The sequence below is a fragment of the Burkholderia guangdongensis genome (genome assembly GCF_013403875.1).
In the GTDB taxonomy this organism is placed as follows: Bacteria; Pseudomonadota; Gammaproteobacteria; order Burkholderiales; family Burkholderiaceae; genus Burkholderia; species Burkholderia guangdongensis.
In genome coordinates this window covers 449,961-465,024 of record NZ_JACBNX010000001.1, presented here as the reverse complement: position 1 = coordinate 465,024, position 15,064 = coordinate 449,961, and the positions used below count along the sequence as shown (strand labels likewise).

Here is a 15,064-nt window from a genome sequence, read left to right as displayed (position 1 = left end):
AACGGTCGAACGCGAGCCACGCGGGCGCCTGATGTCGAGAGCCCGCTTCCGGACGGCGGCATTCGCTTCAGAACGTTTCAGCGCCGCTTCAGGATTCCGCGGTCGCGCAAGCCTAGACTGATTCCATCAGTCGCCGCGCGAAGCGCATCGCGCGTCGAGTACACCGATCCGCCTGGAGTGCGCATGAAACACAGATCGTTATGGTGGGGCGCGTCCGGCGTCGTGCTCGTCGGCCTGGCGGTCGCGATCGGCATCATGGTCGAGCCGTCGATCGCGCCGATCGAGCCGCCCGCGCGCGCATCGTTCGATCCGCAGCTCGTTCGCGCCGGCGCGCGCATCGTCGCGCTCGGCGACTGCATCGTCTGCCACACCGCGAAGGACGGCCAGCCGTTCGCGGGCGGCCTGCCGCTTGCGACGCCGTTCGGCACGATCTATGCGACCAACATCACGCCGGACCCCGACACCGGGATCGGCCGCTGGTCGCAAAGCGCCTTTGCGCGCGCGCTGCGCAGCGGGATCGCGCGCGACGGGCATTTGCTCTATCCGGCGTTCCCGTACATCCATTTCACGCGGATATCCGATCAGGACATCGCCGCCGCGTACGCGTACCTGATGACCCGCGAACCCGTGCACGCGTCGGCGCCCGCGAACGACCTGATCTTTCCGCTGAACTTCCGCCCGCCTCTCGCGTTCTGGAACATCCTGTTCCTGCGCCAGCGCGAATACCAGCCCGATGCGTCGCAATCCGCCGCATGGAATCGCGGCAAGCAGCTCGTCGACGGCCTCGGGCACTGCGCGTCCTGCCATTCGCCGCTGAACGCGATTGGCGGCGAACAGGCCGGCCGCGCATTCGACGGCGGCGTCGTCGACGGCTGGGACGCGCCGCCGCTCAACGCGCTCGGCGACGCGGTGCATCCATGGACGCTCGCGCAGCTCGTCACCTATCTACGCACCGGCCGCGCGAGCGAGCACGGCGCGGCCGCCGGACCGATGCAGCCGGTCACGCGCGACCTCGCGACGGTGCCGGTCGAGGACGTCGACGCCATCGCGACTTATATCCTGTCGATCCAGAAGCCCGGCGCCACGCGGCCAACGATGACGCCCGTCGGCGACCACGCGCCGACGCCCACCGAGCAACGCGGCTCGGTGCTGTTCCAGGCATCGTGCGCGCAATGCCACGGGCCGGCGTCGCCGATGCAGGCGATCGGCGAGCGGCCGACGCTCGCGTTCAGCACGGCGGTCAACGCCGATACGCCGCGCAACGCGATCCAGATGATGTTCTACGGGATCGGCTGGCACGGCGAGGACACGCTCAACTACATGCCGCCGTTCGTCGAACAGTATGACGACCGGCAGATCGCCGACCTCGCCGCGTACGTGCGCGGCGCGTATTCGGCCCGGCCCGCGTGGACGGACGTCGACGCGATGGCCGCGAAGCTCAGAAAGGAGGACAGCGCGCGATGATCACGCTCAACGTGAACGGCGAGCCGCACACGCTGGACGTCGACCCGTCGACGCCGCTGCTGTACGTGCTGCGCAACGACCTGCACCTGCACGGCGCGAAGTTCGGCTGCGGCCTCGGGCAGTGCGGCGCCTGCACGGTGATCGTCGACGACAAGCCGATGTTCTCGTGCCTGATTCCGGTCGCGTCGCTCGGCGAACGCCGCGTCAGGACCGTCGAAAGCCTCGGCACGGCCGATCGCCCGGGGCCGCTGCAACGCGCGTTCATCGTTCACCAGGCCGCGCAGTGCGGCTACTGCATCGCCGGCATGATCATGCGCGCGCAGGCGCTGCTCGAGCGCCACCCGAAGCCGACCGAGAAACAGTTGCGCGCGCACATGGAACCGAACCTGTGCCGTTGCGGCACCCACATGCGGATCCTCGCGGCCGTGCGGCAGGTCGCCGGACTGCCGGCGGAACCGGACGCCGCCTCCGAACCCGTGATCGTCAACAAGGCGCTCTGATGACCGATCAAGACGACATCGATGAAAACCGCCGGCATTTCATGGTCTCGGGCGCGCTGTTCGTCGCGTTCAGCCTGGCGCCGGCCGCCCGCGCGGTCGCGCAGCAGGTGATCGCCGACGAAGGCGCCGCCGTCCACGTGGCGAAGGCGACCGAGACGCTGGCCGGCAGTCTGAAGACCAACCCGCTGCTCGACGCGTGGATCAGGATCACGCCCGAAGGCAAGGTCACCGTGTTCACCGGCAAGGTCGAGCTCGGCACCGGTGTGCGCACCGCGCTGCTGCAGGTGGCCGCCGAGGAGCTGAGCATGAAGCCCTCGCTGATCACGTTCCTGACCGCCGACACCGGCGCGTCGCCCGACGAGGGGCTGACGGCCGGCAGCCATACGATGGCCGACAGCGGATCCGCGCTGCTGAACGCGGCCGCGCAGGTGCGCGGGCTGCTGGTCGACGGCGCGGCGAAGCAGTTCGGCGTCGACCCGGGCAGGCTGACGGTCGGCGACGCGGTGATCCGCGCGCCGGACGGCCGCACGATGCGCTATGGCGACGCGGTGCGGACCGTCGACCTGCATCGCAACGCAGCGCCGACGTCGCCGCTGAAGGATCCGGCCACGTTCACCGTGATCGGCACGTCGCTGCGCCGGCTCGACATTCCGAACAAGGTCACGGGCGGCGCCAGCTACGTGCAGGACATGACGCTGCCCGGCATGCTGCACGCGCGCGTCGTGATGCCGCCCGTCTACGACGCGAAGCTGCTGTCGTTCGACGAGGCCGCGATCCTGACGATGCCCGGCGTCGTGCGGATCGTCCGCAACGGCAGCATGCTCGCAGTCGTCGCGCGCGGCGAATGGCAGGCGGTCGTCGCGCAGCGCGTGCTCGCCGGAAGCTGCCGCTGGTCGCCCGGCCGCGCGCTGCCCGAGCGCGACCAGGTTCACGACGACCTGAAGCGCATCGCGACGCAACGGATCGAGATCGCGAACACGCACACGGCGAGCGCACCGGCAACGAAAACGCTGAGCGCGACGTTCCGGAAGCACTACCTGCTGCACGGCTCGATCGGGCCGTCCTGCGCGGTCGCTCACCTCGACAACGGCGTCCTGACCGTATGGACCCACTCGCAGGGCGTGTATCCGCTGCGCGACGCGCTCGCCGAGATGCTGTCGATGCCGAAGCCGAGCATCCGCTGCGTGCACACCGAGGGCTCCGGCTGCTACGGCCACAACGGCGCGGACGACGCGGCCGCGCACGCGGCGCTGATCGCGGCCGCGATGCCGGGCCATCCGGTCCGGGTCCAGTGGATGCGCGAGCAGGAACACACATGGGATCACTTCACGCCCGCGATGATCACCGAGCTCAGCGCGTCGCTCGACGCGAGCGGCCACATCGTCGACTGGCAATATGCGTTATGGAGCAGTTCGCATAACGAACGGATTGTCAACGCCGGCCGGCTGCTGCCCGCGCGGATGCTCGAGCCGCCGTTCGTGTCCGCGCCGTCGACGCCGATGCTGCAGCCCGAGGGCGGCGCGGACCGCAACGCGATTCCGCTGTACGTGCTCCCGAACATGCACATCGTCAACCACTTCTCGCCGACGATGCCGCTGCAGACGTCCGCGATGCGATCGCTCGGTGCGCACACGAACGTCTGGGCGATCGAGAGCTTCATGGACGAACTCGCGCACGAAGCCGGCGTCGATCCGGTCGAATTCCGGCTACGCCATATGCAGGACCCGCGCGCGCGCCACGTGATCCAGTTCGTGGCGACGCACTTCGGCTGGCCGCGGCCGCCGCGCGCGCGTAATCGCGGCGTCGGCTTCGCGTTCGGCAAGTACAAGAACATCATGGCTTACGTCGCGATCGCGGTCGAGGTCACGGTCATCCCCGAAACCGGCCACGTGCGCCTCGATCGCGCGGAAGCGGCGGTCGACGCCGGGCAGATCGTGTCGCCCGACGGCATCCGCAATCAGATCGAAGGCGGAATCATCCAGGCGGCGAGCTGGACGTTGTATGAAGAACTGAAATACGACACGCAGAAGATACGCAGCTTCGACTGGAGCAGCTATCCGATCCTGCGTTTTTCAGCGGCACCGAGCAGCCTCGCGGTCCATCTGATCAATCGTCCCGGCGCGCCGTTCCTCGGCGCGGCCGAGGCGTCGATGGGGCCGACGGCAGGCGCGCTCGCGAACGCGATCTTCGACGCGACCGGCCAGCGGATGCGGGACATGCCGTTTGCCGGCGAAAAACTCCGGGAGCGGATGGACTGATGGATACCTTGCTTTCGATGCGCGTGTTCACCCGCATCGTCGAGACGGGCAGTTTGACGAAAGCATCCGACACCACGGGCCTGACGACGCCGCGCGTGTCCGCGCTGCTGAGCGCGCTCGAGCAGCATCTCGGCAGCCGGCTGCTGAACCGCACGACGCGCCGGCTGTCGCTGACCGAGGACGGGCGCGAATACTACGAGCGCTGCGTTGCGGTGCTGCGCGAGATCGACGACATGGAGGCGTCGGTGTCCCGCTCGCGCAGCACCGCGCGCGGCCGCCTGAAAGCGGACGTTCCACCGGCGATGGCGAAGCAGATCGTGATTCCCGCGCTGCCCGCGTTTCTCGCCGCGAATCCGGACATCACGGTCGAGCTCGGCGCGACCGATCGCCAGATCGACGTCATCGGCGAGGGGGTCGACTGCGTCGTGCGGGTCGGCGCGCTCGACGATTCCGGGATGATCGCGAAGCGGATCGGCAGCCTGACGACCTGCACCTGCGCGTCGCCGTCGTATTTCGAGCAATACGGGATGCCCGAAACGATCGACGACCTCGCGCAGCACATCGCGGTCAGCCACGTGTCGGCCGATACGGGTCGGCCGCGAAGCTGGGATTTCGTCGCCGACGGCGAGGCGCGGATCGTGCAGATGTGCGGCTCGGTCGCGGTCAACGACGCCGATACCTATGTCGCATGCGGCGTCGCGGGGCTCGGACTGATCAAGACCTCGCTGTATCTGGTCGAGCCGTATCTGAAGTCCGGCCGGTTGCGCGAGACGCTGGTCGAGTTCAACTCGCCGCCGCGGCCGATCTCCGTGCTGTATCCGCCGAACCGCCACATGCCGGCCAAGCTGAAGCTGTTCATCGACTGGCTGGCCGGTTTGTACGCGCGGATTCCGACGCTTCAGGGCGAACGGGGCTGAACGCTTGCCGAACACGCGCCCCCGCGCGTGCGCTGAGCCGGCATCCGCGCCGCCTTTGCACGCCATGCAACGCTCGATTGCGCGACGGAGGGATTCCGGTGTTATCGAACGATCAATAAGCTTGTCGACAGTGATCCCACCACCCAGGAGTCGACCATGTCAGCAGAATCAACCCCGCTCGCGGCCCACGGCCACGCCGCGAAGCTCACGCAAGGGCTCATCGCGCTATTCGCATTCAGTTGCGGCGCGATCGTCGCCAACCTGTACTACGCGCAACCGATCACCGCGCTGATCGCGCCCGGGCTGCACATGTCCAGCAACGCGGCGAGCCTGATCGTTTCGCTGACGCAGATCGGCTATGCGCTCGGCCTGTTCTTCATCGTACCGCTCGGCGACCTGCTCGAGAACAAGCGGCTGATGATCACGACGGCGGTCGTGTCGATCGCGAGCCTCGCGGCGGCGGCGGTCGTGCACACGCCGGGGCCGTTCCTCGCGATCTCGCTCTTGATCGGCTTCAGCTCGGTGGCCGTGCAGATCCTGATTCCGCTCGCCGCGCATCTCGCGCCGGATCACGCGCGCGGCCGCGTGGTCGGCACCATCATGAGCGGGCTGCTGCTCGGCATCCTGCTCGCCCGCCCGATCTCGAGCGTGGTGGCCGACGCGTTCGGCTGGCGCTTCGTGTTCGCGGCCGCCGCGGTGCTGATGACGCTCGTCACGGCCGTGCTCGCGCTGACGATTCCGTCGCGCCGGCCCGATCACAGCGCGACCTACTTCGAGTTGATCGGCTCGCTGCTGCAGCTCGTCCGCACGATGCCGGTGCTGCGCCATCGCGCGTTCTACCAGGGCCTGATGTTCGCGTCGTTCAGCCTGTTCTGGACCGCGGTGCCCGTCGAGCTGATGCGCCACTACGGGCTGTCGCAAACCGCGATCGGCGTGTTCGCGCTCGTCGGCGCGATCGGCGCGACGTCCGCGCCGGTCGCGGGCCGTCTCGCGGATGCCGGCCACACGGTGCGCGCGACGCTGATCGCGCTGATCGCCGGCTCGCTGGCGTTTGCGGCGGGGCTAGTCCACGGCGCGGGCCTGTACGGCCTCGTCGTCACCGGCATCGTGCTCGACTTCGCGGTGCAGATGAACATGGTGCTCGGCCAGCGCGAGATCTACGCGCTGCACGCGGCGAGCCGCAATCGCCTGAATGCGCTGTACATGACGAGCATCTTCGTCGGCGGCGCGCTCGGCTCGGCGCTCGCGAGCCCGCTGTACGAGCACGGCGGCTGGCCGCTCGTCGCCGCGGGCGCCGCGACGTTCCCGCTGATCGCGCTCGCGCACTATCTCGCGATCGGCCGGCCGCACGCACGCCGCCAGGCCCAGGTCTGAACCGTTTTCTCGAACCTTTTGCAGGGCCCGCCGCGCCGGCCGCCCGCCGCTCGCCGCGATGCCCGCGCACGGCCCTGCCCCCCTTCACATCAAAGGAATACCGCCATGTCCACCCTGCTCAATGAATACGATCTGCGCGGTCTCGCGCTGCCGAACCGCGTCGTGATGGCGCCGATGACCCGCTCGCGCGCCCCGCAACGCGGCCTGCCGACGGCATTGATGGCCCAGTACTACGCGCAGCGCGCGTCCGCCGGGCTGATCATCTCCGAGGCGACCAACGTCAGCCCGGTCTCCGCGTCGTTCGAGCTCACGCCCGGCCTGATCACGGACGAACAGGCGGCCCGCTGGAAGACCGTCACCGATGCCGTCCATGCGAACGGCGGCCGCATCTTCGCGCAGCTCTGGCACGGCGGCCGGGTCAGCTCGCTGACGCTGCTCGGCGGCGACGCGCCGTTGTCGCCGTCCGGCGTGAACGACGATCTCGAGCAGCTTCAGGTCTGGGCGCAGTTGCAGAACGGGTATTACACGAAGATTCATGCGACGCCGTCGCGCGCGATGACGACCGGCGAAGTGGTCGAAGCGGTCGACGAATTCCGGCGCGCGGCCGTGCACGCGGTGGCGGCCGGTTTCGACGGCGTCGAGATCCATGCGGCCAACGGCTATCTGCCGCACCAGTTCCTGTCGTCGACGCTGAACCGCCGCGACGACCGCTATGGCGGCTCGGTCGCGAACCGCGCGCGCTTTCTCGAGGAGATCGTCGACGCGGTCGGCGGCGTGATGCCGCTTGGCCGCGTCGGCGTGCGGATCTCGCCGTACGCGAAGTACAACAACGTGCGCGACGCGGACCCAGACGCGACCTACGCGTACGTCGGCCGCATGCTCGACGAGGCTGGCGTCGCGTATCTGCACGCGGCGGACACCAACGGCTGGAGCGGCGAACCCGACCTGCCGCGGATCGTCGAGAACGTGCGCCACGCGTTCGGCGGCACGCTGATCGTCAACGGCGGCATTACGCCCGACGCCGCGAACAAGCTGATCGCGGCGGGCGACGCGGATCTCGTCGCGTTCGCGCGCGCGTACATCGCGAATCCGGATCTCGTCGAGCGCCTCGCCGCGAATGCGCCGCTCGCGGCGCCGCAGGCGGTCGGCTGGTATGGCGGCGACCATGCGGGCTACGTCGACTATGCGCGTCACGACGACGCGGAACCGGCAAAACGCACGGTCTAGGGACGGTCCAGGCATGTCGGGATCCGCCGTTCGCGCAGCTGCCTCGGGGTCACGCATGGCGTCGCGCCCGCGGTCACGCGATTTGCGGCGCCACGCCGCCCCACGTCGACCTGTCGTCGGCGGTCGGTTCGAGCCGCACGCGCAACCGGCGCTCGGCACGCGTATCGTCCGCGCGAACGAAGCTGCGCAGACGAACCAGACGGCGAATGTCGGATGCGCGGGACTGCAGCTCGAAGCGCCCGTCCAGATTGGCGATCATCGCCGACGCCTGGCCGATCCGCCCGCGCTCGATCAGATGATCCGCCAGATCGAGCGTCGCGCGCAGCGCCCACATGCCGGCCCCCTGCGCGTTCGCGAGGTCGATCGCGGTGAACAGATGCCGGCGCCCTTGCGCTTCATATGCGACGGCCTGGTCCGCGTCGGCGTTGCGCGCCTGCGCGAGCGTCGCCAGCCCCTTCGCGCGCAGCAGCTCCGGCACGAACAGATGCTCGCCGCTCGCGCGGCAGCGGGCAAGCGTCGCGTCGAGCTTCGCGCAGGCCTCGGCAGCGCGCCCGGTCCGGGCGAGCCCCTCCGCATACTCGACGATCAACGGCGCGAGCAGGCGCCGGAATCCGCTCGCCTCGATCCGGCGCAACGCGGGCGCGAGCCGCGCGAGCCCCGCGCCCGGGTGCCCGCTCTGGATGTCGAACTGTCCCGCGAGGCATTCCGCCTGGCTGCGCCAAAGGTCGAGCCCATGCGCGTCGGCCTCCGAGCGCATCGTCGCGAGATAGTCGGATATCGCGTCGTGGTCGCCGTAGCGCAGCGCGATCGGCACGGCGGCCGCGCCGAGCGCGACGCACAGCGCGATCGGGGAACGCTGCCGCCGCGCGCATTCGACCGCCTGCGCGGCCAGCCGCATCGCGTGCTCGGGCTCGCCCTGCATCCACACGAGCCGCGTGAGCATCGTGCGGCCGAGCGTCGCGACGTCGATGCCGAGCGCGAGCGCCGCGCCCACCGGCTCGCGGACGTCGGCGAGCGCGTCCGTCGCCGCCTCCAGCCGCTCGCGCGCCTGCGCATGCTCGCCGAAATAGTGGAGCGACGTCGCGACCATCGCGGTCGCGAGCAGCCGCTGCGATCGCTCGCCGCCGCGCTCGGCCGCCCGCTCGAAGCGCGTCGCGTAACGGAGCGACTCATGAATCTCGGACATCGTGAGCATCACGTTCCACCGCCCCGCGAGCGCGCGCGCCTCGAGCGCGTCGTCGCCGGCGTCGCGCGCCAGTCCAAGCGTGCGATCCCACATCGCGGCGGCCGCGAACACATCGCCATCGGTATGCAGCAGCGCCGACGCATACGCGGCGCGCAACTGCATGTCGCTGTCCGCGTCGACGGCGCCGCGCGACGCGGTGTCGATTTCGTCGAGCATCCGTTTCGCGTGCGCGCGGCAATCGCTCATCGTCGACTGGTTCAGCAGATCGCGGGCGAGCGCACGGACGAGCGACGCACTCGTCGGCGGATACTCGACGGCCCCCGGTTTGCTCGGGGTGATGGCGCGCGGGTTGATGACACTCGAGCTGATGGCGCGCGGGCTGACGGCGCGCGGGTTGATGACACTCGGGCTGATGGCGCGCGGGCTGACGGCGATCGGCCGGACCTCCCGATCCGGCTCGGCGAATCCGATCCGCGCACGCGCATCGGCCTGCTCCCGCTCGTAGCGCGCGTGGCGCAGCGCGACGCGTTCGAGCTCCCCCTCGTTGTGCAGCTTTTCCAGCGCGTACGCGCGGGTGGATCCCGTCAGCCGGTACTGCGCATTCGGGCCGTCCAGCTCGACGGTCAGCAAGGACTTCGCGGCAAGCTCGCCGAGACCGGCAATCACGTCGGCGATCGACATGTCGGGCGCCATCGCCACCGCGCACACGGCGTCGAACGTGAACGGGCCGATGAAGCACCCGACCCGGCGAAACAGCGCCCGCGCGGCGGGATCGAGCAGCACGTAGCTCCAGTCGAACGTCGCGCGCAGCGCCTGATGGCGCGGCGGCGCGGACCGCAGGCCACCGGTCAGCAGATTCAGCCGATCGTCGAGACGCGACGCGACACCCTCGATGCCGAGCGTCGCGACGCGCGCGGCCGCGAGCTCGATCGCGAGCGGCAGGCCGTCGAGGCGCCGGCAGATGTCGGCGATCAGCCGCATCGCACCGTCGTCGATCGCGCAGTCGGGCGACGCCGCGCGGGTCCGGCGCAGGAACAGCTCGACGGCGGAACACGCGGCGATCTCGTCGCAACCCGCGTCGCTGCCCGGCACCGCAAGCGGGTTCACGCGATAGACGGACTCGACCGAAATATGCAGCGGTTCGCGGCTGGTCACGAGCACGCGCAGCGTGGCGGCGCGCGCTGTGAGCGTCTCCACGAGGTGGGCGACCGGTTCGACGACGTGCTCGGCGTTGTCGAGCACGAGCAGGCAGCGCGATGCGGCGACGCTATCCGCGATGCCGTCGATCGACGCGGTGCCGTCCGCCGGCAGCCCGAGCGCATCCGCGAGCGCGCGCAGCACGTCGTCGTTCGTCGACGCGCTCGCCAGCTCGACGAAATGGACGCTTTCCCGAGCCGCGCGGCTCAAGTCGTGCGCGATCCGGGCCGCGAGGCTCGTCTTGCCGATGCCGCCCGCCCCGACCAGCGTGACGACCGGCGTCCGGTCGATCATGTCGACGATCTGCGCGATTTCGTCCTGCCGCCCGATCAGCGACGCCGATTGCGGGCGCGGGCAGACGAACGGCGGCGCGGCGGCAGGCGCCGGCATTGGTGCAGTCGTTCGTGGCGTGCCGACGAGCAAATACCCCCTGCCCGGCACGGTCTTGATCAGATCCCGGCTCGCGCCGAGCACCTTGCGCAGCGTCGCGACATGCACCTGCAGCCGGTTCTCCTCGACGATCTGGTCCGGCCAGACGGCATCCATGATGTCGTCCTTCGACACGACCGATCCGTTGGCGCGGTGCAGTACTTCAAGAATGTCGAGCGCGCGCGCGCCGACGCGCAACGTGTGCCCGTCGCGACGAATGTCCCGCTGCTCGAAATCGACCGACAAGATCCCGATCTGGATCACGGCTGCCTCCAGTTGGAAAGGTGGGCCGAGTGTAGACATCGTCTCCGCGCGCGTCTTGAAGGAAAGTGCGCTGCGGTTCACGCGAGCTTGGGAAGTTCATCTGTCCCGTATAAACTGCACAGACATTTTTCACGCCCGCCACGGGCAGCCAAGGATACCGAGCCATGCTGCTTTCCCCGATCGCGCGCCCCGCGCCGCCACCGACGGACACGCTTGGATGCGAGCCCGGCCTGCTCGGTAAGAATTCCGAAAGGATGGTCGGCGGCCTGACGCTGTATCGCAAATGCATGCTCGGCGAGCAGTTCGAGCGCATCGTGATGCCGGCGAGCGAACGCGGCTTCCTGGTCGGCATTTCATTGAACGGCGGGCACCGGCGCACGATATTCCGTGGCGCGGCGCAAGCCGAGCGGCGCTTCCAGCACGACTCGATCTATATTCGCGATTTCTCGGAGGATTACCGCGCGGACCTGTACGGCAAATTCGACTTCGTGCTCGTCGAGTTGTCGCGCGCGTATCTCGACCGGCTCGGCGACGAGCACGACGACATGGCGATCGCCGGCCTGACTTGCGCGATCGACACGTGCGATCCGGAGCTCGGCCGGCTCGCGCATACGGTCGCCGACAACCTCGACGCGCCGGGCGTGTTGAACGCGCTGTTCGTCGAGCAGACGGGGCTCGCGATCGGCGCGCACCTCGCGCGGCGCTACGGCAACGCGCTCGCGCGCGATCTTCGGCGCAAAGGCGCGCTGTCGCCCGCGAAGACGGCGCTCGCGAAAGAGCTGCTGATGGAAAACGCGGACCTCGGCGTATCGATCGCGGATGTCGCGAACGAATGCGGCTTTTCGCGCGCTTATTTCATCCGCGCGTTCTCGCGGACGACGGGCCGCACGCCACATCAGTGGCTGCTCGAGCGGCGCGTCGACCAGGCACGGCAGTTGATCGAGACGAGCGACATGATGCTCGCGGACATCGCGACCGCCTGCGGGTTCGCGGATCAGAGCCATCTGACGCGCGTGTTCGTGAAGGTCTACGGCCACCCGCCCGGCGCGTGGCGGCGCGGCACGGGTCGCTGATCGCGCGCCGCGCGGCGCTTCCGTTATCGATCGCGGCCTCGCAATAGCATGCGCATGGCATGCAACGCTACATGGCGGCACGAACCAAGGCGACCTCATGGACAAATTCTCGGCACTGCGCACGTTCGTCGAAGTGGCGGAAACGGGCGGCTTCTCGAGCGCGGGGCGGCGCCTCGATCTTGCGGCGTCGTCCGTCGTGCGGGCGGTGGACGCGCTCGAGGCGTCGCTCGGCACCGCGCTGTTGAACCGGACCACGCGGCAGGTGACGCTGTCCGACGCGGGGGTCGTCTATTACGCGCGCGCGAAGCGGCTGCTCGAGGATCTGGCCGATGCCGACTCGCTCGTATCCGACCGCGGCGACGAGCCGTCCGGGCCGCTGCGCGTGTCGGTCCCGGTGGCCTACGGGATGCGCCGGATCACGCCGCACGTGTCGGCGTTCCTCGCACGCTATCCGAAGCTCGACCTCGATCTCCAGTTCACCGACGAGCGCGTCGACCTCGTGCCGAGCCGGATCGACGTCTCGATCCGGCTCGGCGAGGCGACGCCGTCCGCGGACGTGGTCGCGAAACCGCTCGGCACGTTTCGGCGCTACGTCGTCGCGAGCCCCGGCTATCTCGATGCGCACGGCACGCCGGCCACGCCGGGCGGGCTGGTCGATCACGCGTGCCTGCGCTTTCATTTCGGCGTCGACCAGCAGGTCTGGACGTTCGCCGGCGCGCACGACACGATGAAGGTGATCGTGACGGGGCGCCTGAAGTCGAACCACAGCGAGGCGCTGCGGCGCGCCGCGCTCGACGGCGCCGGCATTGCGCTGCTGCCCGACTGGCTCGTCGACTCGGACGTCCAGTCGGGCCGCTTGCGGCGGCTCTTCGAGCAGTACGACGTGACGCCCGACGCGACGCGCTCGGTCGTCACCGCGCTCTATCTGCCGAACCAGCGCGGCTCGAAGCGCGTGACCGCGTTCATCGATTTCGTCGCATCGCTCGTCGGGGCGCCGGGCTGATACGGGCGGGCGCTGACGGTCTCCCGCCGCCACGCGCGCTTCGATGGAGGCACCGTCATCGCGTGCGCTCGTGCACTTCGGCGACGTAGCCGCCTGGAAACTCGACCATCGCGGTGCGCCCGTCAGCGCTCGCGACCGGCTCAGACAGCACCGTCACGCCCGCGCCCCGCGCCTTCGCGAGCGTCGCGTCGAGATTCGGGACCTGATAGCCCATCACCTCGCGGCCATACGGATACGGCAAGTGCCCGTCGGTCACGAACGCGAGCAGATTGCCGAAGCCCGACTGGATCCGCACGCGCCGGATCCTCTCGCCCGGACGGCCGATTTCCCCGCCGTCCGCGCGGCGATCGTCGGACACGATGGTTCCGTGCGAGAAGCGCAGAAAACGCTCGAGGAAGGTGTCGGCCGCGTACGGCGACAGGTACACGCGATTGTCCGGCACGGTCTCGAGCGGCGCGTACGACGGCGCCTTCGTGTGCCAGTACAGCTGCATCGTGACACCGCCGGGCCACTGGATCACGGCGTCCTTGCCGAGCGGATCGTCGAACGTGCCGACCGTCACGTCTGCGCCCGCGGCACGCGCGGCGCGCACGGCCGTCTCGATGTCGGTCACGAGATAACCGGTGCGCTCGCTGCCGAACGGGTAAGGCACGGGCGTCTGGAACGCGAACACCGACAGCATCCCGACCGGCGTCTGCACGTATTGCGACAGCGTCGTGCTCGGCGTCGGCGTGACGGTAAGGACCACGCGCGACGACGCGTGCCCGCCGAACGTCTGGATGAGGCTGGTCACGAATGCATCGAGCGCCTGGCCGGGCACATAGACATGCGCGGTCGTGTACTGCGGGGCGACAGACACGATCGGCGCATGCGCGCCGGCGTCCAGCGTGGCCGTCTGGGCGACGGCCGGCGTGGCGGTCGGCCACGCGGCGAGCACTGCGGCCGACACGATCGCGAGCCGCAGCGCGCGCTGCCATTTCACTGAAATCATCGACTTCTCCTCGTCGCGGGTGAACACGCGGTCAGGGGCCGGCATGACCTCCGGGACAAGCGTATTGAAGGCCGATCTTCATGTCTTGAAGATTCGTCTGAATTTTTCTTAATCCGGGGCCGCCGCGCCGCCGGGCCGCACCGACGCGGCGACGCGGCGACGCAGCACGAGCGGCAGGCGCCAGCCTTGCTATTTTTCGATCGATAGGCAAGACTGCCCGCAGCAAGGAGTCGTCGAATGAGCGAACAAAACCCCATCTCGCCGGGCCTCCGGCTCACACCGGAGGCGCGCGAGCGGCAGATCGTCGAGAAGGCGGTCGAGTATTTCGCGACCTACGGGTTCTCCGGCAGCACGCGCGAACTCGCGCGGCAGATCGGCATCACGCAGCCGCTGCTGTACCGTTACTTTCCGAGCAAGGAAGCGCTGATCGACCGCGTGTACGACGAGGTCTACACGTGGAATCCCGAGTGGGAAGACCTGATCGCCGACCGCTCGGTCCCGCTGCAGGAGCGGCTCGTGACGTTCTATCGCTCGTATGCGCAGACGATCCTGCGGCGCGAATGGATCCGCACGTTCATCTTCGCGGGGCTCAGCCGCGAAGGCTTCAACACGCGCTACCTGTCGCGGCTGCGCGAGCGCGTGTTCCTGCCCGTGCTGCGCGAGCTGCGGCACGCGTACGGCATCGCGACGCCGGCGTCGGCCACGCAGCGCGACGCGGAGATCGAGCTGATCTGGAGCCTGCACGCGGGTATCTTCTATCTCGGCGTCAGAAAGTGGATTTACGGCCTGCCGGTGCCGGACGACATCGACGCCGAAATCGCGCGGCAAATCGACGCGTTCCTGCACGGCGCACCCGCCACGCTGAAGCAGCTTGCCGGCGGCTCGTCCGACGGACGCCGCAAACGCGCGTAACACGCGCATATTCCCCGTGACGCGCGCGACGAACGTCGCGCGTCGACCCGCCTTCCCGACCCGCCTGCCCGACCCGCCTGCCCGACCCGACGTCGGCCGCCCCGCATTTCAGAACAATTCATGCGGCCGCGCGCGGCGCGTCGCCTATTCTCGACTCGACAAACGTTCTGAATCGCGTCGCGGCAACGCGGGCCTTGCCTGCCCCGGTTGCCGGCACGCCACGGTCGGGCGCCGGCGCGATGCGCGCGTGCCGGCCATCGACAGGAGCG

Annotated in this window: 11 protein-coding genes; 9 read left to right on the top strand and 2 right to left on the bottom strand. The window is 69.2% G+C overall.

The genetic code is table 11. The features are described from left to right. The first annotated feature begins 183 nt into the window (after nucleotides 1-183). The 6 genes from HZI36_RS01985 to HZI36_RS01960 all read left to right on the top strand — a co-directional run bounded on the left by HZI36_RS01985 (nucleotide 184) and on the right by HZI36_RS01960 (nucleotide 7,740). Nucleotides 184-1,464, top strand: a complete 1,281-nt coding sequence (locus tag HZI36_RS01985) for a cytochrome c (RefSeq protein ID WP_179400923.1) — start codon at nucleotides 184-186, stop codon at nucleotides 1,462-1,464. Continuing rightward, nucleotides 1,461-1,964, top strand: a complete 504-nt coding sequence (locus tag HZI36_RS01980; protein WP_179400922.1) for a (2Fe-2S)-binding protein — start codon at nucleotides 1,461-1,463, stop codon at nucleotides 1,962-1,964. The genes HZI36_RS01985 and HZI36_RS01980 overlap by 4 nt, the downstream gene beginning before the upstream one ends. Continuing rightward, nucleotides 1,964-4,222, top strand: a complete 2,259-nt coding sequence (locus HZI36_RS01975) for a xanthine dehydrogenase family protein molybdopterin-binding subunit (RefSeq protein ID WP_179400921.1) — start codon at nucleotides 1,964-1,966, stop codon at nucleotides 4,220-4,222. The genes HZI36_RS01980 and HZI36_RS01975 overlap by 1 nt, the downstream gene beginning before the upstream one ends. Continuing rightward, a complete protein-coding gene (locus HZI36_RS01970; RefSeq protein WP_179400920.1) occupies nucleotides 4,222-5,139 on the top strand; it encodes a LysR family transcriptional regulator in 918 nt (305 codons plus the stop codon). The genes HZI36_RS01975 and HZI36_RS01970 overlap by 1 nt, the downstream gene beginning before the upstream one ends. 156 nt (nucleotides 5,140-5,295) lie before the next feature. Next, nucleotides 5,296-6,513 (top strand): MFS transporter, encoded by a 1,218-nt coding sequence (locus HZI36_RS01965; RefSeq protein WP_179400919.1) that lies wholly within the window; start codon nucleotides 5,296-5,298, stop codon nucleotides 6,511-6,513. 105 nt (nucleotides 6,514-6,618) lie between these two features. Further along, a complete protein-coding gene (locus HZI36_RS01960) occupies nucleotides 6,619-7,740 on the top strand; it encodes an alkene reductase (RefSeq protein ID WP_179400918.1) in 1,122 nt (373 codons plus the stop codon). Nucleotides 7,741-7,813: 73 nt separating this feature from the next. On the opposite strand, the gene HZI36_RS01955 is transcribed toward HZI36_RS01960, so the two are convergent. Beyond that, nucleotides 7,814-10,816: a winged helix-turn-helix domain-containing protein gene (locus tag HZI36_RS01955; protein WP_179401051.1), complete on the bottom strand. Its 3,003-nt coding sequence runs from the start codon at nucleotides 10,814-10,816 to the stop codon at nucleotides 7,814-7,816. Between the two features lie 164 nt (nucleotides 10,817-10,980). Between HZI36_RS01955 and HZI36_RS01950 the strand changes: the two genes are divergently transcribed. Together HZI36_RS01950 and HZI36_RS01945 are read left to right on the top strand one after the other, a co-directional pair. Further along, nucleotides 10,981-11,889 (top strand): helix-turn-helix domain-containing protein, encoded by a 909-nt coding sequence (locus tag HZI36_RS01950; RefSeq protein ID WP_179400917.1) that lies wholly within the window; start codon nucleotides 10,981-10,983, stop codon nucleotides 11,887-11,889. A 97-nt stretch (nucleotides 11,890-11,986) separates the two neighbouring features. Beyond that, entirely contained in the window at nucleotides 11,987-12,892 is a 906-nt protein-coding gene (locus HZI36_RS01945; protein ID WP_179400916.1) for a LysR family transcriptional regulator, read from the top strand. Between the two features lie 55 nt (nucleotides 12,893-12,947). Here the strand turns inward: HZI36_RS01945 and HZI36_RS01940 are convergent, their stop codons facing one another. Further along, complete coding sequence (locus HZI36_RS01940; protein ID WP_179400915.1) at nucleotides 12,948-13,883, bottom strand: VOC family protein; 936 nt, start codon at nucleotides 13,881-13,883, stop codon at nucleotides 12,948-12,950. A 237-nt stretch (nucleotides 13,884-14,120) separates the two neighbouring features. Between HZI36_RS01940 and HZI36_RS01935 the strand changes: the two genes are divergently transcribed. Further along, on the top strand, nucleotides 14,121-14,795 hold the full coding sequence (locus HZI36_RS01935) for a TetR/AcrR family transcriptional regulator (RefSeq protein WP_179400914.1): 675 nt from the start codon (nucleotides 14,121-14,123) through the stop codon (nucleotides 14,793-14,795). The last annotated feature ends 269 nt before the right edge of the window (nucleotides 14,796-15,064 follow it).